Origin of the sequence: Pseudooceanicola lipolyticus, assembly GCF_002786325.1 — a bacterium.
GTDB lineage: Bacteria > Pseudomonadota > Alphaproteobacteria > Rhodobacterales > Rhodobacteraceae > Pseudooceanicola_C > Pseudooceanicola_C lipolyticus.
In genome coordinates this window covers 1-23,324 of record NZ_PGTB01000058.1, presented here as the reverse complement: position 1 = coordinate 23,324, position 23,324 = coordinate 1, and the positions used below count along the sequence as shown (strand labels likewise).

Below are 23,324 nucleotides of genomic sequence, written 5' to 3'. Positions count from 1 at the left end.
CCAAGAACGGCAAGACGTTTCACCCCCGGCACCAGCGCTCGCACAATTGCGCCGGACAAGGCTGCTGTCCGCACGCGCGCGCCGGTTTGCGTGATCGGGGCCGATATTCCCGGCCTCAGCCGCGCCCATATCGCCCGGGCTTTCACCTTGCTGGGCCGCCATGACGCCGTTTTCGGGCCGGCCAAGGATGGCGGCTTTTGGCTGGTGGGGGTGAAACGCGGCGCGCTGGCCCGGCCCGACATGTTCGGCGCGGCGCGCTGGTCGACGCCGCACGCGCTGGCCGACTCGGTTGCGGCGCTGTCGGGCTGGCGCATCGGGTTTGCCGACACGCTGGCCGATGTCGATGAACCCACCGATCTGCGCCGGGCCGCCGCACTTTGGCAATGACGGACCCCGCGCGCCGTGATAGGCGAATGACATGAGCCGCATCCCCACGAAGGCCGAGATCCTTGACTGGATCGCCGCCAACCCGACCCTCAATTCGAAACGCGATATCGCCAAGGCCTTCGGCATCAAGGGCGCGGCGCGGATTGACCTCAAGCGGATGCTGAAAGAGCTCGAGGCCGAAGGCCACCTGGAAAAGCGCAAAAAAAGCTATCGCGATCCCGACCGCCTGCCGCCGGTCAGCGTGCTGCAGGTCAAGGCACCGGATGCCAATGGCGACCTGTTCGCGCGGCCGCTGGAATGGCACGGCGAAGGGGTGGAACCCATCGTTCTGGTGGTGCCCCGCGCCTCGGACCCGGCCCTGGGCGAAGGCGACCGCATCCTCGCCAAGCTGAGCGTGGTGCATGAGGAAGACCACAATTACGAGGCCCGGCTGATCCGCCGCATCGGCAGCAACCCGCGCCGTATCTTGGGGATTTTCCGCAAGGGTTCGGAAGGCGGGCGGATCGTGCCGGTGGACAAGTCCGGCAGCAATGAATGGCAGGTGCAGGCCGGCGCCACGCTGAGCGCCAAGGATGGTGAATTGGTCGAGGCCGAACAGGCCGGGCCGAAGGGCCGCCTGGGCCTGGCCCGCGCCCGCATCGTCACCCGGCTGGGCGACCCCAGCGCGCCCAAGGCGGTATCGCTGATCGCGATTCATCAGCACGGCATCCCCGATCACTTCCCCGACGCCGCCATCGAAGAGGCGGACAAGGCCAAGCCCGCCGGGCTGAAAGGGCGCGAGGATCTGCGCGACCTGCCCTTGCTGACCATCGACCCCGCCGATGCGCGCGACCATGACGATGCCTGCTATGCCGCGCCCGATGACGACCCGAAAAACCCCGGCGGGCATATCATCTGGGTCGCCATTGCCGATGTGGCGCATTATGTGCGCCCCGGCTCGGCGCTGGATGCCGAGGCCCGCAATCGCGGCAATTCCAGCTATTTTCCCGACCGGGTGGTGCCGATGCTGCCCGACCGGCTGTCGGGCGATTTGTGTTCGCTGCACGAGGGCGTGCCGCGCGCGGTGATCGCATTGCGCATCCGCATCGATGCAGAGGGCAACAAGGTCGATCACCGGTTCCACCGCGCGCTGATGCGCTCGGCCGCCTCGCTGAACTATCAAGAGGTGCAGCAGGCCGTGGACGGCGCGCCGAATGACAAGACTGAACCCCTGTTAGAGCCTGTTCTCAAGCCGCTTTTTGCCGCCTATGCGGCGCTGAAAACCGCGCGCGAACAGCGCCAGCCGCTGGATCTGGACCTGCCGGAACGCAAGATCGTGCTAAGCGACGAGGGCAAGGTGCTGTCGGTGAATTTCCGCGACCGGCTGGACGCGCACCGGCTGATCGAGGAATTCATGGTGCTGGCCAATGTCTGCGCCGCCGAAACCCTGCTCGCCAAGCAATCGCCGCTGCTGTTCCGTGTGCATGAGGAACCCTCGCCCGAGAAACTGGACGCGCTGCGCGAAACCGCGCAGGCGGCAGGATTCACGCTGGCCAAGGGGCAGGTGTTGAAAACCCAGCACCTGAACCGCCTGCTGAACCAGGCCGCCGGCTCGGACGAGGCCGAATTGATCAACCTGTCGACGCTGAGGTCGATGACCCAGGCCTATTATAGCCCGCAGAATTTCGGCCATTTCGGCCTGGCGCTGCAACATTACGCGCATTTTACCTCGCCGATCCGGCGTTATGCCGACCTGATCGTGCACCGGGCGCTGATTTCGGCCCATGGCTGGGGCAAGGACGGGTTGAGCCCGGACGAGATCGACCGGCTGGAGAAAACCGCAATCCATATCTCGGATACCGAACGCCGGTCGATGATGGCCGAACGCGACACCACCGATCGCTATCTGGCCGCCTATCTGTCCGAGCGGGTGGGCAACGAATTTACCGGGCGGATCAGCGGCATCGCCCGCTTTGGCGCCTTCGTCAAGCTGGACGAAACCGGGGCCGACGGGCTGATCCCGATCCGGTCGCTGGGGCGGGAATATTTCCATTTCGACCAGGAGGCCGCCACCCTGATGGGCTCGGATACCGGGCTGACCATCGGCATCGGCCAGCGGGTCACCGTGCGGCTGGCCCAGGCCACGCCGGTGACCGGCGGGCTGGAACTGGAATTGCTGTCGCTGGAGGGCAAGCCGCTGCCGCGCGCGCCCTCGCCGGCCGGGCGCAGCCCCCGGCGCAAACCGGCGCGCGCCGGGTACAAGGCGGAAAAGACCAAGCGCAAGGTGACGCGGCGGCGGCGCTGACCTGATCCGGATCGGAAGGGCACCGGCGCGGTGGCCGGGCCGGCGTAGATACGAAGGCTCACGCCAATGTTTCAGCCTTCGCGGATTTTCGCGACCCGGTCAGATTGCAGACTTTTGACAAGTCCGTCCTTCGGCTACACTGTTCAAAAGAGCAGAAAACGCAGGATCAAAACATGCGACTCTGGGCAGGCAGTGGGCTGGTGAGCCTTTTCCTTTCCTCCGGGCTGGCGGCGGATCCGCTGGCCCATTCGATCCGGCCGGTGGTTCGGCCCGGCGCGGACATGGTGCAACTGGCCACGGCGCCGGTGTTGCATTCGCTCCGGCCGGCGGCGCGGCCGGCCACGGCAGTGACAGAGGCAAGCGCGATGGCAACCACGGGGGACGCGGCACAGTTCCGCGCATGGATCGAGGCGTTTCGCAGCCGCGCCACCGCCGAAGGCATCCGCCCCGAGGTGTTCGACCGCGCCTTTCAGGGCCTCACCGTCGATCCCGAGGCGATCCGCCGCGACCGCAACCAGTCGGAATACACCAAGACGATCTGGGATTACCTGGACAGCGCGGTGTCCGACAACCGCATCGCCAACGGGCGCGCGGCGCTGAACCAGCACCGCCAGGTGCTGGACGCGATCGAAGCGCGCTATGGCGTGGAAAAGCAGGTGGTGCTGGCGATCTGGGGGTTGGAAAGCGCCTATGGCGCGGTGCGCGGATCGGATGCCACCATCCGTTCGCTGGCCACGCTGGCGTTTGAGGGGCGCCGCGCGGCGTTTTTCGAGGGCGAACTGATCGCCGCGCTGAAAATTCTTCAGGCCGGGGATGTGACGCCGGACCGGATGCGGGGCAGCTGGGCCGGGGCCATGGGGCATACCCAGTTCATGCCCAGTTCCTTCCTGTCCTATGCGGTGGATTTCACCGGCGACGGCCGGCGCGACATCTGGTCGGACGACCCGACCGATGCGCTGGCCTCGACCGCCGCCTATCTGAAACATTTCGGCTGGACCCGTGGCCAGCCCTGGGGCGTCGAGGTGGTGCTGCCGCGCGGCTTTGACTTTACCCTGGCCAATCGCGAGATCCGCAAATCGCCCGCCGAGTGGGCGCAACTGGGCGTGCGCGGCGCGGATGGCGCCGCGGTGGCCAATCACGGTCCGGCGGCGATACTGCTGCCCGCCGGCGGCCAGGGCGCGGCCTTCATGATCTTTGACAATTTCGCGGTGCTGGAGCGCTATAACACCGCCGATGCCTATGTGATCGGCGTCGGCCACCTGTCCGACCGCATCCTGGGTGGCGCTCCGATTCGCAGCGCCTGGCCGCGCGACGACCGGGCGCTGACCTTTGCCGAGCGGCAGGAGTTGCAGCAACGCCTGACCGCCAAGGGGTTCGACACCCAGAAGATCGACGGCCGGATCGGGCCGCTGACGGTGAACGCGGTGCGCGCCTATCAGATGGCCGAGGGGCTGATGCCCGATGGCTACGCCTCGCTGCGGGTGTTGCAGCGGCTGCGATAGGCGAACGGGCCTAGCCCGGGCTCATCCCCCGCAGCCGTTCGGACCGGCGGCGCAGCAGTTCCACCGTGGTCAGCAGCGCGATGGAGATCGCCACCAGGATCGTCGCCACCGCCAGGATCGTCGGGCTGATCTGTTCGCGCAGGCCGATGAACATCTGCCAGGGCAGGGTTTTCTGCCCGGCCGAGCCGACAAACAGCACCACCACCACCTCGTCGAACGAGGTGATGAAGGCAAACAGCCCGCCCGAGATCACCCCCGGCAGGATCAGCGGCATCTGCACCCGGAAGAAGGTGGTCACCGGGTCGGCACCCATATTCGCCGCGGCGCGGGTCAGCGACTGGTCGAAACCGACCAGCGTGGCAGTCACGGTGATGATCACAAAGGGAATGCCCAGCGCCGCATGGGCCAGCACCACGCCGAAATAGGTGCCCTGCAACCCGAGGCGCGAATAGAAGAAATACATCCCCGCCGCCGAGATGATCAGCGGCACGATCATCGGCGAGATCAGGATCGCCATGATGGCGCGGCGGAACGGCACATGCGGCTGGCTGAGGCCGATGGCGGCCAGGGTGCCGAAGCTGACCGAGAGGATGGTGGCCAGCGGCGCGATGCTGATCGAGTTCCACAGCGCCTGCTGCCAGTCCGAATTGGTAAAGAAGTCGCGGTAATGTTTCAGCGAATAGCCATCCGGGTCAAAGCGGAGCATTTCCGGAGTGAACGTGAAGAAATCTTCGGCATTGAAGCTGAGCGGCATCACCACCAGGATCGGGGTGATCAAGAAGATGAAGATCGCGCCGCAGATCACCCGGAAACTGTAGAACCACAACACCTGCCCGCTGGTCAGATAGGGCACCAGCGGCGTGCGGTAGCGGTTGAAGCCGATCCAGTAGATGAACCAGCCGAAGAACCAGCCGAACAGCGCCCCCACCACCAGGCCCGGCAGCGCGCCAAACAGCAGACCGCCCAGCGCGAACAGCGCGAGAATCGCCCAGCGCAGTACTTTTTCATTGCTGCGCCCCACCAGTTCGACGGCGACAAAGGCCAGCAACGCCAGCACCACCGCGCCGCCCACCAGACCCAGCAGGGTCGAGCCCTGCGCTGCGCCGACGAAAATTCCGGCAAAGGCGCCCGCCGCGGCCGAAACCGGGACGTGGAACTGCGGCGATTTCTTGTAGGATTCCGTGAGGACCAGTTCGCTCATATCCGTTATCCCAACTTGACGTTGTCGATGCCGACGATGCGGTCATAGGCCCAGTACAGCAGCAGGACCACCGCCAGCAGGATCGCGCCCAGCGCCGCCGCCAGACCCCAGTTGAGTGAACTGGAGATGTGATAGGCAATCCGGTTCGAGATGAAGGTACCGGTGCGGCCGCCGACAATTTCCGGGGTGATGTAATAGCCGATGGCCAGGATGAAGACGAGGATCGAGCCAGCGCCGATTCCCGGCACCGATTGCGGGAAGTAGACCCGCCAGAACGCGGTCCAGTTGGTGGCGCCCAGCGATTTCGCCGCGCGCAGGTAACTGGGCGGAATCGTCTGCATCACCGAATACATCGGCAGGATCATGAAGGGCAGCAGGATATGCGTCATCGCCACGATGGTGCCGAACTGGTTGTTGATCATCACCAGTCGGGCGCCGTCATTGACCAGGCCCAGCCAGACCAGCACATCGTTGATCACCCCTTGCTGTTGCAGCATCACCTTCCAGGCCGATGTGCGCACCAGCAGCGAGGTCCAGAATGGCAGCAGCACCAGGATCATCAGCAGGTTGGCTTTGGCCGTCGGCAGGTTGGCCAGCAGCCAGGCCACCGGATAGCCCAGCAGGATGCAGGAAAAGGTGATGGCAAGCGACATGAACATGGTGCGCTGGAACAGCACCATATAGATGCGCTGCCCCTCGGGGCGCGCCTCGATACCTTCCGGGGTCAGCTGCAGGTCAACCGCGTTCAGGAAATACCCGCCGGTATATTCGCTGGAATAGGTCTGGATCGTCGCCCAGATATCGGGATTGGCCCAGTCGGGGTCTTCCTCCTCGAAAAACGCGGCATAGGCCACCGGATCGGCGGTGGCCAGCGCGGATTGCGCCGCTTGCAGCGCATCGGCCTCGGGGCCGGCATAGCCGGAAACATCGGCGCCGCGAAGGTCCTCGGCCAGGGCGGCATAAACGCTTTCCCAGGGATCCTCCTCGGCAACGACATCCTCATCCATCAGCGCGGTGAAGACGGCAAAATCGCTGTATGCAAACGTGGTAAGCGGCAGCAATTCGGCAATTTCAGCCGAAGGTGCAAAGCCGATATCGCCGGGCAGGCGCGCGCCTTCCAGCGCTTGCAGACGCTGCCGGTGGGATTCGATCACATCCTCGGCGGCGGCGCCGCTGCCGCTCATCAGGCTGTGCCAGAACGCGCCCTCGCCCCAGCGGTCGTCGAGATCCTCCAGAATGTCCTGATAGGGTTCGCCAAGATCGTCCAGCGCGCGGCCGGTGGAGCGGAACAGCGAGGAAACGCCGGTATATTCATAGTTCAGCCGCGTGCCCAGGCGAGTATGCAGACGGGCCTCGGCGGCGATGTAAAGATCGTAATAAAGTGCCCGGTACACCGCCTCGCCCGGCGTTCCGCCGGCGGTGTGATCCCAGTCTTGCAGGACCTCGGTGGTGCTGGGCAGGGTTTCCGACACGATCTGGTTTTCCACCGAGCGGAACAGCATATCCGCGATCGGCGCGATGAAGGTCACCAGCACGAAGGTCAGCAATGGCGCGATCAGCAGCAGGGCGCGCAGTTTCTGGCGGCGAAGAGCCCGGTTCAGACTCTGTTTCAGCGGTCTGCCGTCTGCGGCCAGCATCGGGCCGCTATGCGTCGTGTCGCTCATGTCGTCCCTGTCGGTTTGGTGCTCCGGTTCGCTGTCGGAACCGTTCGGGAAAGGGCGGGCCGCGGTTGCGGCCCGTCCGGGTGTTTATGCGTAAAGACGCGGATTACTGGGCCAGCCAGGCCTGGAATTTCGCGTCGATATCGTCACGGTAGTCGGCCCAGAACTCGTAGTTGTAGAGCAGCGTGTTCGTGGCGTTTTCCGGGTTGGTCGGCATATGCGGCGCCATGTCGATTCCCAGTTCTGCGTGCTGACCCACCAGCGGTGCCGAGGACTGGCGCGCCGGACCATAGGAGATATACGCCGCCTGGTCGGCGAGGCGCTGGGTGTCGGTGGCGAAATGGACGAACTCTTTCACCGCTTCGAGCTTCTCGTCGCTCAAGCCGGTCGGGATGATCCAGCCGTCAAGGTCGAACACCTGCATGTCCCACATCATGCCAACCGGCTGTTCCTGCTCGACAATGACCGAGAACAGGCGGCCGTTATAGGTCGACCCCATGAAGATCTCGCCATCGGCCAGCAGCTGCGGCGTGTCGGCACCGGCAGACCACCAGACCACGCTGTCCTTGATGGTGTCCAGCTTGGCCAATGCCTGGTCCTGACCTTCGGGCGTGGCCAGAACGTCATAGATGTCTTCCTTGGCGACGCCGTCACAATACAGCGCCCATTCCATGTTGTTGATCGGCCGGCGTTCCAGGCTGCGCTGGCCCGGATAGGTTTCCAGATCGAACACGTCGCAGATGTCGTTCGGCGGCTCGACCCCATCGGGCACCATGTCGGTGCGATAGCCGAAGGTGGTGGAATACGCGATCTGCGGAATGAAGCAGTCCGAGACCAGCATGTCGCCGAAGTCATCCTCGGCCGAGGTGCCGTCCGGGGCCTCGGCCAGCATGTCATCGGCGTCGATCTCCATCGCCAGGCCTTCGTCGCACAGGCGAATCGCATCCGCCGCCACCACGTCGACCAGATCCCAGGTGATGTTACCGGCCTCGTTCATCGCCCGCAGGCGCGCCACGGCCTCGGCCGAGCTTTCGTCCCAGGTGACCGACACGTCCGGATTCTGCGCCAGCCACGGCTCGACATAGGCCTTCTGCTGCGAGTTCTGATAGGCACCGCCCCAGGAGACAAAAGTCAGATCCTGAGCGGACGCGCCACCAGCCAGCAGGGCCAGGGATGTCGTCATCATCAGAGTTTTGGTGAATCTCATAGTAATCTCCCGTTTCATCCGTTCTAGCATGCAAGCCGCCGCCACGGATGGAAGCGATGCGGCTCTTTCCAATTCCCCCGGCAAATCCGGGCGAACTTGTGAAAACCTAAACCGCGTCGAGCGCGCGGCAATCCTCGGGCAGCCAGCCGATCTCGATTTGCTGGCCCGGTTTCAGCCGTTCGACATCCGGCGCATTCCGGGTCTTGATGATAAAATTGGTGTTCCCTGCCACTTTCAGCCGGGTGCGGAAAATGTCGCCCATATAGATGAATTCAAGCACTTCGGCCTTCAGCGTATGGGCGCCTTCCTGCAGGCGATCCTTGTTGTACTCCACCCGTTCGGGGCGGATCGACACCAAGGTGCGCTCGCCCGCCTTGGTCACGTTGACCGGCTTGCAGTCGATCAATTCACCGTTATCCAGCTGCACCACCGCCTTGTCGCTGGTGATTTCTTTCACCACGCCTTCCAGCGTGTTGTTCTCGCCGATGAACTGGGCGACGAAACTGTTCTGCGGCGCCTCGTACAGCTGGTCTGGCGGCGCCAGCTGCTGAATCCGGCCATCGTTGAACACCGCCACCCGGTCCGACATGGTCAGCGCCTCGGTCTGGTCGTGGGTCACGTAGACCACGGTGATTCCCAGGTCGTCGGCGATACGCTTGATCTCGAACTGCATATGTTCGCGCAGCTGTTTATCCAGCGCGCCCAGCGGTTCGTCCATCAGCACCAGCTCGGCCTCGAACACCAGCGCGCGCGCCAGGGCGATGCGCTGCTGCTGCCCGCCGGACAGTTGCGACGGCCGGCGGCCGCCGAAATCGCCCATCTGCACCATGTCCAGCGCGCGTTTGACCTTCTGCTCGCGCTCGGTCTTCGGCAGCTTGCGCACTTCCAGCGGGAAAGACAGGTTTTCCGCCACCGTCATATGCGGGAACAGCGCGTAGTTCTGAAACACCATGCCGATCCCGCGTTTGTGCGGCGGAATGTTGTTTATGCTGACACCGTCCAACCGGATATCGCCATGGGTTGCGGTTTCGAACCCCGCCAGCATCATCAGGCAGGTGGTTTTGCCCGACCCCGAGGGGCCCAGCATGGTCAGAAATTCACCTTTCGGCAATGCGAGGTTCAAATCTTTGACGACGAGCGTTTCGCCATCATAGCTTTTTTGCACGCGTTCGAATTCGACGAACGCGTCTGAAGATTGTGTCTCAGCCAAAACGGCTCCCCTTGGATTTCCGCGGTTGGATCCGTGGTTTCGTACCCAAATGTAAGCATACAGTGCGCCCGTGTTGCAACCTGCTCTGTGAATGTGCGCGCAAAACAGGGGGTTTACGGGGCGTCACCCTGCAAAAACAGGGGGCAAAAGCCGGAAACCGCATCACAAGCATTTTGACCGCAGCGTTTCTGCGTATGGTGATGGGAAATCTTCAATCGGGAGAAAGACATGCCAGCGACCGATTTGCCCTTCAGCCGTGAAGAATACCAATCGCGCCTGGCCCGGACCCGGGCGGTGATGGAACAGGCAAACCTGGATGCATTGGTGATCAGCGACCCGTCGAACCAGGCCTGGCTGACCGGGTATGACGGCTGGTCCTTCTATGTGCATCAGGCCGTCATCGTGTTCCCGGATGCCGATCCGGTCTGGTGGGGCCGGATGATGGACACCTACGGGGCCTATCGCACCGTCTGGATGGAGGACGACCGCGTGCGGGGCTATGACGACGGTTATGTCCAGGCCACCGACAAGCACCCGATGCAGGATCTGGCGATGCTGTTGGTCGATTGCGGGGTCGGCTCGGGCCGGATCGGCGTGGAAATGGACAATTATTATTTCTCTGCCCGCGCGATGCACACGCTGAACGCATCGCTGCCCCAGGTCACCTGGAGCGATGCCACCGGGTCGGTCAACCGCCTGCGTACGGTGAAATCCCCGGCCGAGATCGGGTTTATGCGCAAGGCGGCGGCGATCTCGGAAAAAATCATCGACGGTCTGCTGGACCGGGTCGGGCCGGGTGTGCCCAAGAATGAGATCGTCGCCGAGATATACCGCGATGCGATTCGCGGCGTCGACGGCGCCTGGGGCGATTATCCGGCGATCGTGCCGATGCTGCCCTCGGGGGCAGAGGCCGCCGCGCCGCATCTCACCTGGAACGGGCGGCCCTTCGCCCGCGGCGAGGCGACGTTTTTCGAAATTTCCGGCTGCTATCGCCGCTATCACGCGCCGTTCTGCCGAACCCTGTTCCTGGGCACGCCGCCGGCCGACCTGCTGCATGCCGAGGGCGCCGTGGCCGAAGGGTTGGAAGCCGGGATCGACGCCGCCCGCGCCGGCAACCGCGCCTGCGACGTGGCGCGCGCCATGTTCGGCGCGCTGAAAAAGGCTGGGGTGGAAAAGGAAGGGCGCTGCGGCTATGCGATCGGGCTCAGCTATCCGCCGGACTGGGGCGAGCGCACCATTTCGTTTCGTAACAGCGACGAAACCGTGCTGGAACCGGGCATGACCTTTCACTTCATGCCCGGCCTGTGGCGGGACGAATGGGGGCTGGAGATCACCGAAAGCATCCTGATCCGCGAAAGTGGCCCGGCGGAAACCTTTTGCGACCGGCCGAGAAAGCTGTTTGTTAAGCCCTGATGACACGACTGGAAGACACGCTAGGCATCCTGCAACGGCTGATCGCCTATCCGACGGTATCGGCAGACAGCAATCTGGAACTGATCGCCGATCTGGCCAACCACCTGGACGACTGCGGCGCACGGGTCGAACTGTTTCAGGACGACACCGGCACCAAGGCCAACCTGTTCGCCTCCCTGGGCCCCGACCAGAGCGAAGGCGGGTTGCTGCTGTCGGGCCATACCGACGTGGTGCCGGTGGCTGATCAGGACTGGACCACCGATCCCTTCGAACTGCTGGAACGCGACGGCCGCCTTTATGGGCGCGGCACCTGCGACATGAAGGGGTTTATCGCCGCCGCAGTGGCGATGGCACGGGAGTACGGCCAGATGGATCTGCGCCGCCCGCTGCATTTTGCCTTTACCTACGATGAAGAGGTCGGCTGTCTTGGCGCCCGCGCCCTGGTGCCGGAACTGCAACAGCGCGGCATCCGCCCGGCCATGGCGATCATCGGCGAACCCACCGACATGAGGCTGATCGAGGGGCACAAGGGCTGTTGCGAATACACCGTGCGCTTTTCCGGGCTGGAAGGGCACGGCTCGGCCCCCGAACGCGGGGTGAACGCGGCGGAATACGCGGTGCGCTATGTCACCCACCTGATGGAGCTGCGCGCCGATCTGATGCAGCGGATGCCGCCGACCAGCCGCTATCAGCCGCCCTGGACCACGATCAACATCGGCGCCATCCGCGGCGGCGTGGCGCATAACGTGATCGCCGGCAAGGCCGAGGTCGATTGGGAAATGCGCCCGGTACAGAACAGCGATGTCGATTTCGTCAAAGGCGCGGTGACCGGGTTTATCGAGTCCGAGCTGCTGCCGGCGATGCGCGCGGTGCATCCCGAGGCCGATATCGAAACCGAGGTGATCGGCGAGGTTGCGGGGCTGGAGGTGTTGGACACCAACGCCGCGCGCGACCTGGTTATGTCCCTAATCGGGGCAAATGGCGCCGATGTGGTGCCGTTCGGGACCGAGGCGGGCCTGTTCCAGGAGATGGGTACATCGGTGGTGGTCTGCGGCCCCGGTTCGATCGAACAGGCGCATAAACCGGATGAATTCATCAGTATCGAGCAGATGGAAAGCTGTATTGCGATGCTGGAAAAGCTGGGCGAGACCCTGGTGCGTTAAACAATAATTCACCGTCCCGGCGCAGCATCGCGCCATGTCACGCCCACCCGCCTTTCAGGAGAAGCTTCCGTCCTTGTTCGGCCCGGACCAGCCGGCGCCGCTGCCGGATGGCCGGTTGCCCTCCTACATCGCCGGCCACCGCAAACGCCTGCGCGCGCGGTTCATGGAAGGCGGCGCCGCGGCGATGCCAGATTACGAATTGCTGGAACTGCTGCTGTTCCGGTCGACTCCGCGCAGCGACGTCAAGCCGCTGGCCCGCGCCTTGCTGGACGAGTTCGGCGATTTCAACCGCGTCCTCACCGCCGCGCCCGAGCGTCTGGCCACGATCAAGGGTGTGGGGCTCGCGGTGATCACCGACCTGAAAATCGTCGAGGCCGCCAGCCATCGCATGGCCCGCGCACGGGTGTTGCAGCGGCACGTGATCTCAAGCTGGGACGCGGTGCTGGATTATTGCCACACCACCATGGCGCATCGCGAAACCGAACAGTTTCGCGTGCTGTATCTGGACCGCAAGAACATCCTCATCGCCGACGAGGAACAGGCCCTCGGCACCGTCGATCACGTGCCGGTCTATCCGCGCGAGGTGGCGAAACGGGCGCTGACGCTGAATGCCTCGGCGCTGATCCTGGTGCATAATCACCCCTCGGGCGATCCAACCCCGTCCGAGGCGGATATCGCCATGACCGAGCGGGTCAACGCCGCCTGCGAGGCGCTGGGCCTGACGCTGCACGATCACCTGATCATCGGCAAATCGCGCGAGCTGAGCTTTCGCAGCCAGGGGCTGCTGTAAGGCGTCCGAGCGGTTGCCCTGCTATTGTACCCAGACCTCGACCCGCCGGTTGGCCTTGCGGCCCCAGTCGCTGTCGTCGCAGGCCATCGGCAATGCCTCGCCAAACGCCTCTACCCCCAGGTCCAGCCGCTCGGGATCCATGGCCTCGGCCACCTCCAGCACCGCGTTGCGCACCGCCTCGGCCCGGGCAAGGGCGATGCGCCGATTGCTGTCGGCGGCGCCCTCGCCATCGCTGAACCCGACAAAGACCAGCCGCCGTCCATCGTAATCGCCGGATTCGAGGGCACTGGCCAGTTGCGCGATATTGGCGCGCGACTGGGCGTCAGGGCGCGACGATCCCGGCTCGAACCGGAAGGACACGGTCAGCCGCGCCATCGGTTTCAGCACCCTGACCATGCGCTTGAGCTCGTCCAGCGGCACTTCGGGGCCTGCCGACAGGATGGCATTGGCAAAGCGTTCGCCCTGCACATCCACTCCGACCTCCTCTGGTGCCTGATCGACGAACCCGGCCCGGCGGATCACGATCTGCGCGGTGGGGCTGCGCAGAAAGGCCAAGAATTCGCGCCCGGCCTTGGGCAGCCGCCGCGCCGGCAGATACAGGAACATCGGCGCGGTCAGCGGGTAATCCTCGGTCTTGATGCTGCGCCGGTTCGCCGACAGCCGGAACCCGCAGCCGCCGCTGAGCGTCAGCATCCGCGCGCCGCCGGTTTCCGCATACGAGGCCAGACCGATGGCAAAGGGATCGGCCGCGACCGCCTGCACCATGTCCCCGCTCAGCCGGTGGCGGATCACCTCGGGCGACAGGTCCAGCCCGCCGGGGCGCAACAGGTAATCCTCGGCCGCCTGCGCCAGCCCTGAACCCGGATCCGGCAGGTGCAGGCCGATGGGGGCATCGGGGCCGCCCAGGTCGGCCCAGTTGGTGATCTCGCCGGCCAAGACACGTGCCAGGTCCGGTGTCGAAATCTGGCGCACCGGGTTCTCCGGCGCCACCACCGGCACCATCGCGTCCAGCGCCACCACCCGGCTGCGCGGAATGTCGGCCAGGTTGCCCATTCCCGCCTCTTGCGCGCGCTCCTGTTCGGCCGGGCGCACCTCGCGCAGGGCCATCACCACATCGGCCTCGTTGGCCAGCAGGTCGGCAAAGCCTTCATCGGTGGTTGTCACCCGAAAGCGGAACACCGCATGAGTACTTGCAGCTGCATCGGCGCTGAGCCGGTATTCGAAATGATCCGCATCCAGCACCACGCGTTCGGCGCGATAGCCATTGCTCAGGGCAAACCCCTCGACCAGCGCGGGCAGCAGCCGCTCGGCCATGGTGGACGAGCCGGAGAAGGCGACCTCAGCCACGAAATCCGACAGGTTGGGACAGCCCGGACCGTCGCAGGACACGCCCGAGCCGTCGACGGTCAGTTCCCCGAACCGGGTATCGACGCGGTAGAATTCGCCATCATATCCCAGAAGCGTTCCGGAAACCTCGACCGCGCCGTCCCGCGATGTCAGCGTGACATCCTGTGCGCGCAGCCAGCCGGCACAGGAGAAAAGAAAAAGTGCGGCGAAGGCCGCCGCACGGTAGAAAGCCATGAAGTGCCTGTTCGTTTCGCGGTTTATTTGGCCGCGATTTTCAGGTCATCCAGCAGATTATTCAACACCAGAAAATCGCCGCGGGCGGCGCAATCGGGCATCGACAGCACCAGATCCTGGGTCTGTGGCGACATCCCGCCGCGCAGTTCGATGGTCTGCGCCGCGATGTCGCGCCCGCAATTGACCTCGGTCACTTCCGCCTCGACCGTCAACGCCACGCTGCCATCGCGCTGGCTGCTGCCGGTGGGATAGGTATAAACCTCGGCCAGATAGGGGGTCAGCGTGTCGCGTGCGCCCAGTTGCATCACCGCGCCACCCGCGTCGGCCTGCGCCCTATCGCCCGACCAGACATGCCCCGGGGTGCCATAGGCGGCGCCGAATTCGCGGGCGTGGATCTGGAAGCCGCTATCGCCCTGCCATTGCAGCACGACGCGGTCAAATTCTTTCAGCTCGGGCACATCGGCGGTGACCACGGTGCCCATACCATCCTCGAATTCCACGATGAACACGGCCTTGGGGCTAAGCGCCGGAAAGGTCGCGCTCAGTGCCCCGTCCTCATCGGTGGTTTCGGTCACCATCATGCCGGTATGGTGGATCGTCACCCGCTGGTTGCGGTTGCAGGGCGCGTCGATGGACAGCGCGACCGAGGCCATTGGCGCCGGCGCGGCGTTGGCGCTCACCTCGCAGCCCAGTTGCGGCGTCTCCAGACCAGGCATGTCCTGGGCGGGGATTTTGGGGTTGAACGCAGCCAGTCCGACGATCGGGTCCAGCAGGTCCCCGAGATCCGGCGTGTTGGGCGCCGAGGTCAGGCTGATGCCGTCCAGATCCAGGTCATTGACGCCGTGTTGCGGGGCGAGCGTGGCCTGTTCGACCGGCGCAGGGGCCAGCACCGGGGCCGACCTGGTCCCCGGCATTTCACCGGTTTCCTGCATCACATAGCCGATTGCCAAGGCACAGGCCACGGTCCCTGCCGCAGTTGCATACAGACCCTTTTTGCTCATACCCCTCTCCGCCTTCGCGTTGTTCAGGTTGAGCTATCTCAGCCAAAGCGGGCCAAGGTTAGGAGTCATTCAGGCGAGATAAAGGCAGGGCGTCAGGCCAGACGCCCGTGACAATGCTTGAACTTCTTGCCGCTGCCGCAGGGGCATTTCTCGTTCCGGCCCGGATTGCCCCAGGTCGACGGATCGTCTTCGACAAAGCCCACCGCCGGTTGATCCACCGCCGCCGGCTGCGCCGGGCTGGCCGCTTCGGCACCTGCCGGCACCGGCTGCGCGGCGGCCATCGGCTGGCCTGCTTCCTGCGCCTGCTGGGCGAACAACTGTTGCAACATGCGCCGCTGTTCTTCCTCGCTGACGATGCGGACATGGGCCAGTTTCTGGGTCACGCCCTCGCGCAGGCTGTCCAGCATGCTCTGGAACAGCTGGAAGCCCTCGTTCTTGTATTCGTTCAGCGGATCGCGCTGGGCGTAGCCCCGAAAGCCGATCACCGAACGCAGGTGTTCCAGCGTCAGCAGATGTTCGCGCCAGTTGGTATCGATCGTGTCCAGCAACACCTGTTTTTCGATGGTGCGCATCTGCTCGACACCGAAAGAGGCGGCCTTTTTCGCCATATGTTCGTCGGCTGCCTTGGCCAGGCGTTCGCGGATCTCGTCATCGTCCACGCCATCTTCGGCGGCCCATTCCATCACCGGCACGTCGATGCCCAGCTTTTCGATCACCTGCGCATACAGGCCCTCGGTATCCCACTGTTCGGCATAGGTTTTCGGCGGCATGAATTCGTCGATCAGGTCATCGATGACCTGGTTGCGCATGTCGGCGGCAATTTCCGAAACGTCTTCGGCTTCCATGATCTCGCGGCGCTGGCGGAAGATCACCTTGCGCTGGTCGTTCATCACGTCGTCGAATTTCAGCAGCTGCTTGCGCGCGTCGAAATGGCGGCCCTCGACCTTGGCCTGCGCCCGCTCCAACGACTTGTTGACCCAGGGATGAACGATGGCTTCGCCCTCTTTCATACCCAGCGTCTTCAGCACCTTGTCCAGCCGTTCCGACCCGAAGATGCGCATCAGGTCGTCTTCGAGGCTGAGAAAGAACACCGTGCGGCCCGGATCACCCTGGCGCCCGGACCGGCCGCGCAGCTGGTTGTCGATACGGCGGCTTTCATGCCGTTCCGAGGCGATGACACACAGGCCCCCGGCTTCCAGCACCTTCTGCTTTTCGGCGGCGTGCTTGGCCTCTTCCTCGGCGCGCAACAGTTCGGGATCGGCCTCGGGGTTTTCGGTCAGCGCTTCCAGCACCTTCATTTCGACATTGCCGCCCAGCTGGATGTCGGTGCCGCGCCCGGCCATGTTGGTGGCGATGGTCACCGCGCCCAGGCGCCCGGCCTCGGCAATGATCTTGGCCTCCTGCTCGTGATGCCGGGCGTTCAGCACGTTGTGCGGAATCGACTCTTTCTTCAGCATCTGGCTGAGCATTTCCGATTTTTCGATCGAGGTGGTGCCCACCAAGACCGGCTGGCCTTTCTCGTGCGCCTTCTTGATCTCGGCGATCATCGCCTCGTATTTCTCGACCGCGGTGCGATAGACCTGGTCGTCTTCATCGACGCGCGAGATCGGCAGGTTGGTGGGCACTTCCACCACGCCCAGGCCATAGATCTCCTGGAATTCCTCGGCCTCGGTGATCGCGGTGCCGGTCATGCCGGCCAGCTTGTCGTACAGGCGGAAATAGTTCTGGAAGGTGACCGAGGCCATGGTCACGTTCTCGGGCTTGATCTGCACGCCCTCTTTCGCCTCGATCGCCTGATGCAGCCCGTCCGACAGCCGCCGCCCCGGCATCATCCGGCCGGTGAATTCATCGACCAGCACGACGCTGCCGTCGCGGACGATGTAATCCTTGTCTTTCTGGAACAGCTTGTGCGCACGCAGGCTCTGGTTGACGTGGTGCACGATGGTCGTGCTTTCGGGATCGTAGAGGGTCTGATCCTCTTCCAGCATCCCCCGCGCCTTCAACTGGTCTTCGAGGAACTCGTTGCCCTCGTCGGTGAAGGTGACCGAGCGTTGCTTTTCGTCGATGGTGTAATGCTCGTCGGTCAGCTGCGGGATGACGGTGTCGATGGTCTGGTACAGGTCCGACCGGTCCTGCGCCATGCCCGAGATAATCAGCGGCGTCCGCGCCTCGTCGATCAGGATCGAGTCCACCTCGTCGACGATGGCAAAGTAATGATGCTTCTGGAACACGTCCTTCAGCTCGGACTTCATGTTGTCGCGCAGATAGTCGAAGCCGAATTCGTTATTGGTGCCGAAGGTGATGTCGCTTTCATAGGCGGCCAACTTCTCGTCGGCGGGCATCTCCGACCAGATCACGCCGGCCTTCATGCCCAGCGCGCCATAGACCTTGCCCATCCATTCTGCGTCGCGCTTGGCCAGGTATTCGTTCACCGTGACCACGTGCACGCCCTTGCCGGACAACGCGTTGAGATAGGCGGCAAAGGTTGCGGTCAGGGTTTTGCCTTCGCCGGTTTTCTGTTCGGCGATGTTGCCCTGATGCAGAAAGATCGCGCCCATCAGCTGCGTGTCGAAGGCACGCAGGCCCAGCGCCCGTTTCGCCGCCTCGCGGCAATTGGCAAAGGCTTCGGGCAGCAGGTCGTCCAGGCTTTCGCCGTCGCTGGCGCGCTTGATCAATTCCTGGGTCTTCGCCTTGAGATCGTCATCGCTCAGCGGTTCGAAATCGGCTTCCAGGGCGTTGATCTTGTCGACCAGCGGGCGCACTGCCTTGATCCGGCGGTCGTTCGGTGTGCCGAACACCTTTTTGGCGAGTGTTCCGATACCCAGCATGATCTCTCCAGCCGATCTAACGTAATCGTTGTTTTCGCAGGCTTGCCCGCACTTCGCTCTGCCCATAGATACAGGGGCGAACTCCGGCCCTGCCAAGGCCACACCGCGATGTAAGGGGCAGGTATGAGAGTGTCAACGGCGCGCCCCGTCGAGGCGCAGGAATAGGAGGGATTGCATGCCCAAAGGTTTCACATTTCTGCCGGCGCTGGGGCTGGCTGCGGCTCTGGCTCTGCCGGTTCCGGCCATGGCCGAACCCGATGCTGACACGGTCGTCGCCCGTGTGAACGGCGCGGAAATCACCCTTGGACATATGATCCTCGCCCACGCCACCCTGCCGCAGCAATACCGCCAGCTGCCGCCGGATGTTCTGTATAACGCCATATTGGATCAGCTGATTCAGCAAAGCGCCCTGGAACAGGCGCATGGCGACGAAGCGCCCAAACATGTGACCCTATCGCTGGAAAACGAGCGCCGGTCGCTGCTGGCCGCCGAAGAGATCGAAGCGATCATGAGCGACGCCGCCAGCCAAGAGGACATCCAGGCCGCCTATGACGCCGAATATGGCGATGGGTTTGGCGGCGACGAGTTCAACGCCTCTCACATTCTCGTGGAAACCCAGGAAGAGGCCAGCGCCATCAAGACCGAACTGGACGGCGGTGCCGACTTTGCCGAAACCGCCAAGGCCAAATCGACCGGCCCATCCGGGCCCAGCGGCGGCGAGTTGGGCTGGTTCGGCCCCGGCGCCATGGTGCCGGAATTTGAGGCGGCGGTGGTCGCGCTGGAACCCGGCCAGGTCTCGGAGCCGGTGCAAACCCAGTTCGGCTGGCATCTGGTCAAACTGAATGACAAGCGCCAGGCCGAAGCGCCGGCCCTGGAAAGCGTGCAGGACGAGATCGCCCAGACCCTGCGTCAGCAGGCGGTGCAGCAGAAGGTCGAAGAACTGACCGCCGCGGCCGAGATCGAACGGCCCGAGATCGAGGATCTCGACCCGGCGATCCTGCAGAATCTCGACATCGTCCGGAACTGATCCATGGCCAAAGCGCTGCCGGTTTCCCCGCTAGCCCCCGCACAATTTCCCGATCTTCCTGTGATCGGCGGGGTCCGTTTTGCCACCGTGGCCGCCGGCGTGCGCTATAGCGGGCGAACCGACGTGATGCTGGCGCTTCTGGATCCGGGCACCTCGGTGGCCGGCGTGTTCACCCGCTCGGCCACCCGCTCGGCTCCGGTGCTGGATTGCCAGGCCAAGATTGGCGGCGACAGTTCCGGCGGCGCGGCGATCCTGGTCAATTCCGGCAATGCCAATGCCTTTACCGGCCAGCGCGGCCAGATGTCGGTGACGGAACTGACCCGGGCGGTGGCCGAGGTGGCCGGCCTGCCCGAGTCGCGGGTGTTCACCGCCTCGACCGGGGTGATCGGCGAGCCGCTGCCGCATGAGAAGATCATCGCCAAGCTGGAAGACCTGACCGCCTCGGCCGAGGCCGGCGGCATGACTGCGGCGGCCAAGGCGATCATGACCACCGATACCTTTCCGAAAGGTGCGGTACGCCAGGTTGAAATCGACGGTAAAACCGTGTCCATCGCCGGGATCGCCAAGGGCTCGGGCATGATCGCGCCCGACATGGCAACCATGCTGTCCTATGTCTTTACCGATGCCAGGGTGGAGCAGGCGACGCTGCAACGCCTGCTGGCGGCGCATGCCGATACCACTTTCAATTGCGTCACCGTCGACAGCGACACCTCGACCTCGGACAGCCTGATGCTGTGCGCCACCGGGGCGTCCGGCGTCGATGCCACCAGCGATGCGACATTCGAGTCGGCACTGCACGAAGTGCTGCTGGATCTTGCCCAGCAGGTGGCGCGCGACGGCGAAGGCGCCAGCAAGTTTGTCGAGATACGGGTGACCGGCGCGACCTCGGATGCCGATGCCAAGACCCATGCCATGGCGATTGCCAATTCGCCGCTGGTCAAGACCGCCATCGCCGGGGAAGACCCGAACTGGGGCCGTATCGTCATGGCCATCGGCAAATCCGGTGCCCCGGCTGACCGCGATCTGCTGGGCATCCGCTTTGGCGACATCCTGGTGGCCGAGAAAGGCTGGGTCAGCCCGGATTATTCCGAGGCCGAAGCCGCGGCCTATATGAAGGGCCAGGAACTGGTGATCGAGGTCGAAATCGGCCTGGGGCAGGGCAAGGCCACGGTCTGGACCTGCGACCTGACGCATGGCTATATCGACATCAACGCGGATTACCGGTCGTGAAAACGGTTCTGGTGGCCGCAGCCGCCCTGATCGATATCGACGGGCGGGTGCTGTTGGCGCAGCGCCCCGAAGGCAAGTCGATGGCGGGGCTGTGGGAATTTCCCGGCGGCAAGGTTGAACCGGGCGAAACGCCCGAAGCCGCGTTGATCCGCGAGTTGCAGGAAGAACTAGGGATCAACACCTGGGCGTCGTGCCTGGCGCCGCTGACCTTTGCCAGCCACAGCTATGACGCGTTCCATCTGCTGATGCCGCTGTTTGCCTGCCGCAAATGGGAGGGGATCCCCACATCACGCGAGGGCCAGCGCCTGGCATGGGTACGCGCAGCGAATCTCCGCGACTACGAGATGCCACCGGCGGACATTCCGCTGATCCCGGTGCTTCGGGACTGGTTGTGACGCCGGCGGAATTTCGCCGAATCGTTCACAAATTGCCTTTCCGAGAAGCAAGATAGCACAGTATGCCGGAATTTTGATCAAATTTGTACGAAACTTTGTCTCGCCAAATTAAGAATTTGACAATAAATTTGTACAACACTGAAAGCGTCTCTTTTCCTTTGGGGAGGATTGGACATCATGCTACGTACTATCACGGTTGGAACTTGTGTTTCTGTCCAGGGAATGCTGGTAAAGACCTTCCCGGACGGAAAGATTTCGGTACGGGTTGGCAATACCATCTATAAGGGTCAGCCGGTCACCAAAGCGGCCTAAGCCCTTACGGCACTGGAAGTAAAAAGGCACGGTACGCCACCGTGCCTTTTTTTGATTCCGCATCAGAAGTTAACGCTGCGTAAAAAATCCCGGCGCAAGCGCCGGGATTTCTTTGGATTGTCGCAAATCAGTCGAGATTGCGTTCGACTTCTTCCCGCTCGAATATCTCGATCACATCCTTCGGGCGGATATCGTCATAATTCTCGAATGCCATGCCGCATTCCTGACCCGACTGCACTTCGGACACTTCGTCCTTGAAGCGTTTCAGCGTCTTCAGCGTGCCTTCGTGGATCACCACGTTGTCGCGCAGCAGACGCACACCGGCCGAGCGTCGCGCCACACCTTCGGTCACCAGACAGCCCGCCACCTTGCCGACGCCCGACACCTTGAACACTTCCTTGATCTCGGCATAGCCGATGAAGTTTTCGCGGATCTCGGCGCTCAGCAGGCCGCTGGCGGCTTTCTTCACATCGTCGACCAGGTCGTAGATCACCGAATAATACCGGATCTCCACACCCTTCTGGTTGGCGGTGTTGCGTGCCGAGGCATTGGCCCGGACGTTGAAGCCCATGATCGGCGCACCCGAAGCTTCGGCCAGGCCGACATCGGTTTCGGTGATGGCGCCAACCCCGGAGTGAAGCACGCGAACGCGCACTTCCTCGTTGCCGATCTTTTCCATCGCCTGAACGATCGCCTCGGCCGAGCCCTGCACGTCGGCCTTCACCAGAATTGGCAGTTCGGCGACGTTCTCGTCTTCCTTGGCCTTGGCCATCAGCTGTTCAAGCGTGGTTGCGGCCCCGGCTGCGGCGCGTTTCTCCTTGGCGGCGCTTTCGCGATATTCCGCGATCTCGCGCGCCTGTGCCTCGGTTTCCACCACGTTCAGCACATCGCCCGCCTCGGGCGTGCCGTTCAGGCCCAGCACCTCGACCGGCACCGACGGGCCCGCCTCTTTGACGCGCTCGCCCTTGTCGTTCTCCATCGCGCGGACCTTGCCCCACTGTTCGCCGACGACAAAGATATCGCCCTGGCGCAGCGTGCCGTTCTGAACCAGAACCGTGGCCACCGGGCCGCGGCCCACATCCAGCTGTGCTTCGATCACCGCACCCTGGGCCGACCGTTCGGGGTTGGCCTTCAGTTCCAGGAGCTCGGCCTGCAGCGCAATTGCTTCCAGCAGATCGTCCAGCCCCTGCCCGGTATGGGCCGAAACTTCGACATCCTGCACCTCGCCCGACATCTCTTCGACGATGACTTCGTGTTGCAGCAGGTCGGTGCGCACCTTTTGCGGGTTCGCATCCGGCTTGTCGACCTTGTTGATCGCCACGATCATCGGCACTCCGGCCGCCTTGGCGTGGTTGATCGCCTCGACCGTCTGCGGCATCACCGCGTCATCGGCGGCCACCACCAGCACCACGATATCGGTAACCTGCGCACCGCGCGACCGCATCGAGGTAAAGGCAGCGTGGCCCGGCGTGTCGAGGAAGGTCAGCACCTGCCCGCCATCGGTGGTCACCTGGTAGGCGCCGATATGCTGGGTGATGCCACCGGCCTCGCCCGAAACCACCTTGGCGTTGCGGATCGCGTCCAGCAGCGAGGTTTTGCCGTGGTCGACATGGCCCATGATCGTGATGACCGGCGGGCGCGAGACCAGATCCTCGGGCTTGTCCTCTTCGGTCTGGATCACCTGTTCCACGTCGGAATCCGACACGCGGACGATCTTGTGGCCGAATTCCTCGATGATCAGTTCGGCGGTATCGGCGTCGATGGACTGGTTCTGGGTGACCATCATGCCGTTCTGCATCAGCGCCTTGACCACGTCGGCGACACGCTCGGCCATGCGGTTGGCCAGCTCCGACACCATGATCGCCTCGGGCACCTGCACGTCGCGCACGACCTTTTCGCGCTCGACCGGGCCACCCATCGCCTTCTGGCGGGCGCGCTCCTGCTTGCGCTTCATCGCGGCCATCGACCGCTGCCGCCCGCCTTCGCCACCGGACAGAGCCTGGTTCAGCGTCAGCTTGCCGGCGCGGCGGCCATCGTCGCGGCCCTTGCCACGGTTCGACCGCTGGTCGCGGTCATTGTCCATCTCCTTGCGCGAGGGCGCGGGGCTGGCGGGCTTGCTGCGCGGCGCCTCG

At 63.9% G+C, this 23,324-nt stretch carries 17 protein-coding genes; 9 read left to right on the top strand and 8 right to left on the bottom strand.

Annotation, left to right across the window (positions count from 1 at the left end):
- The 3 genes from CVM52_RS13985 to CVM52_RS13975 form a co-directional block, all read left to right on the top strand.
- Nucleotides 1-387 (top strand): TIGR04282 family arsenosugar biosynthesis glycosyltransferase (locus CVM52_RS13985; RefSeq protein WP_100163114.1); only part of this gene is annotated, 387 nt, incomplete at its 5' end.
- A gap of 31 nt (nucleotides 388-418) precedes the next feature.
- Nucleotides 419-2,671 (top strand): ribonuclease R, encoded by a 2,253-nt coding sequence (gene rnr, locus CVM52_RS13980; RefSeq protein ID WP_100163112.1) that lies wholly within the window; start codon nucleotides 419-421, stop codon nucleotides 2,669-2,671.
- A 173-nt stretch (nucleotides 2,672-2,844) separates the two neighbouring features.
- Nucleotides 2,845-4,173, top strand: coding sequence for a lytic murein transglycosylase (locus CVM52_RS13975; protein ID WP_100163111.1), 1,329 nt, complete (start codon nucleotides 2,845-2,847; stop codon nucleotides 4,171-4,173).
- Nucleotides 4,174-4,183: 10 nt separating this feature from the next.
- On the opposite strand, the gene CVM52_RS13970 is transcribed toward CVM52_RS13975, so the two are convergent.
- The 4 genes from CVM52_RS13970 to CVM52_RS13955 all read right to left on the bottom strand — a co-directional run bounded on the left by CVM52_RS13970 (nucleotide 4,184) and on the right by CVM52_RS13955 (nucleotide 9,452).
- The gene (locus CVM52_RS13970; protein ID WP_100163110.1) at nucleotides 4,184-5,374 is read right to left on the bottom strand and encodes an ABC transporter permease; all 1,191 of its coding nucleotides are present in this window, start codon (nucleotides 5,372-5,374) and stop codon (nucleotides 4,184-4,186) included.
- Between the two features lie 5 nt (nucleotides 5,375-5,379).
- The gene (locus CVM52_RS13965; protein WP_100163109.1) at nucleotides 5,380-7,038 is read right to left on the bottom strand and encodes an ABC transporter permease; all 1,659 of its coding nucleotides are present in this window, start codon (nucleotides 7,036-7,038) and stop codon (nucleotides 5,380-5,382) included.
- A gap of 103 nt (nucleotides 7,039-7,141) precedes the next feature.
- Entirely contained in the window at nucleotides 7,142-8,242 is a 1,101-nt protein-coding gene (locus tag CVM52_RS13960; protein WP_100163108.1) for an extracellular solute-binding protein, read from the bottom strand.
- A gap of 106 nt (nucleotides 8,243-8,348) precedes the next feature.
- A complete protein-coding gene (locus tag CVM52_RS13955) occupies nucleotides 8,349-9,452 on the bottom strand; it encodes an ABC transporter ATP-binding protein (RefSeq protein WP_100163107.1) in 1,104 nt (367 codons plus the stop codon).
- Between the two features lie 228 nt (nucleotides 9,453-9,680).
- Between CVM52_RS13955 and CVM52_RS13950 the strand changes: the two genes are divergently transcribed.
- The 3 genes from CVM52_RS13950 to radC are packed head-to-tail and all read left to right on the top strand — an operon-like array spanning nucleotide 9,681 to nucleotide 12,818.
- On the top strand, nucleotides 9,681-10,865 hold the full coding sequence (locus CVM52_RS13950; RefSeq protein ID WP_100163106.1) for a M24 family metallopeptidase: 1,185 nt from the start codon (nucleotides 9,681-9,683) through the stop codon (nucleotides 10,863-10,865).
- Nucleotides 10,865-12,028, top strand: coding sequence for an acetylornithine deacetylase (gene argE, locus CVM52_RS13945; protein ID WP_100163105.1), 1,164 nt, complete (start codon nucleotides 10,865-10,867; stop codon nucleotides 12,026-12,028). The genes CVM52_RS13950 and argE overlap by 1 nt, the downstream gene beginning before the upstream one ends.
- Before the next feature lie 34 nt (nucleotides 12,029-12,062).
- Nucleotides 12,063-12,818 (top strand): RadC family protein, encoded by a 756-nt coding sequence (radC, locus tag CVM52_RS13940; RefSeq protein ID WP_100163104.1) that lies wholly within the window; start codon nucleotides 12,063-12,065, stop codon nucleotides 12,816-12,818.
- A gap of 21 nt (nucleotides 12,819-12,839) precedes the next feature.
- On the opposite strand, the gene CVM52_RS13935 is transcribed toward radC, so the two are convergent.
- From CVM52_RS13935 to secA, 3 genes are all read right to left on the bottom strand, one after another.
- Nucleotides 12,840-14,399 (bottom strand): phosphate ABC transporter substrate-binding/OmpA family protein, encoded by a 1,560-nt coding sequence (locus CVM52_RS13935; RefSeq protein ID WP_100163103.1) that lies wholly within the window; start codon nucleotides 14,397-14,399, stop codon nucleotides 12,840-12,842.
- A gap of 23 nt (nucleotides 14,400-14,422) precedes the next feature.
- Nucleotides 14,423-15,400 (bottom strand): hypothetical protein, encoded by a 978-nt coding sequence (locus tag CVM52_RS13930; RefSeq protein WP_100163102.1) that lies wholly within the window; start codon nucleotides 15,398-15,400, stop codon nucleotides 14,423-14,425.
- Between the two features lie 92 nt (nucleotides 15,401-15,492).
- On the bottom strand, nucleotides 15,493-18,228 hold the full coding sequence (gene secA, locus CVM52_RS13925; RefSeq protein WP_100163101.1) for a preprotein translocase subunit SecA: 2,736 nt from the start codon (nucleotides 18,226-18,228) through the stop codon (nucleotides 15,493-15,495).
- 175 nt (nucleotides 18,229-18,403) lie between these two features.
- Here secA and CVM52_RS13920 point away from each other — a divergent pair, with 175 nt between their 5' ends.
- The 3 genes from CVM52_RS13920 to mutT are packed head-to-tail and all read left to right on the top strand — an operon-like array spanning nucleotide 18,404 to nucleotide 20,880.
- Entirely contained in the window at nucleotides 18,404-19,255 is an 852-nt protein-coding gene (locus CVM52_RS13920; RefSeq protein ID WP_100163100.1) for a peptidylprolyl isomerase, read from the top strand.
- A gap of 3 nt (nucleotides 19,256-19,258) precedes the next feature.
- Nucleotides 19,259-20,485, top strand: coding sequence for a bifunctional glutamate N-acetyltransferase/amino-acid acetyltransferase ArgJ (argJ, locus tag CVM52_RS13915; RefSeq protein ID WP_100163099.1), 1,227 nt, complete (start codon nucleotides 19,259-19,261; stop codon nucleotides 20,483-20,485).
- Nucleotides 20,482-20,880: an 8-oxo-dGTP diphosphatase MutT gene (gene mutT / locus CVM52_RS13910; protein WP_100163098.1), complete on the top strand. Its 399-nt coding sequence runs from the start codon at nucleotides 20,482-20,484 to the stop codon at nucleotides 20,878-20,880. Before argJ ends, mutT begins: the two co-directional genes overlap by 4 nt.
- Before the next feature lie 439 nt (nucleotides 20,881-21,319).
- On the opposite strand, the gene infB is transcribed toward mutT, so the two are convergent.
- The coding region (gene infB, locus CVM52_RS13900; RefSeq protein ID WP_100163097.1) for a translation initiation factor IF-2 at nucleotides 21,320-23,324 on the bottom strand (2,005 nt) is incomplete at its 5' end.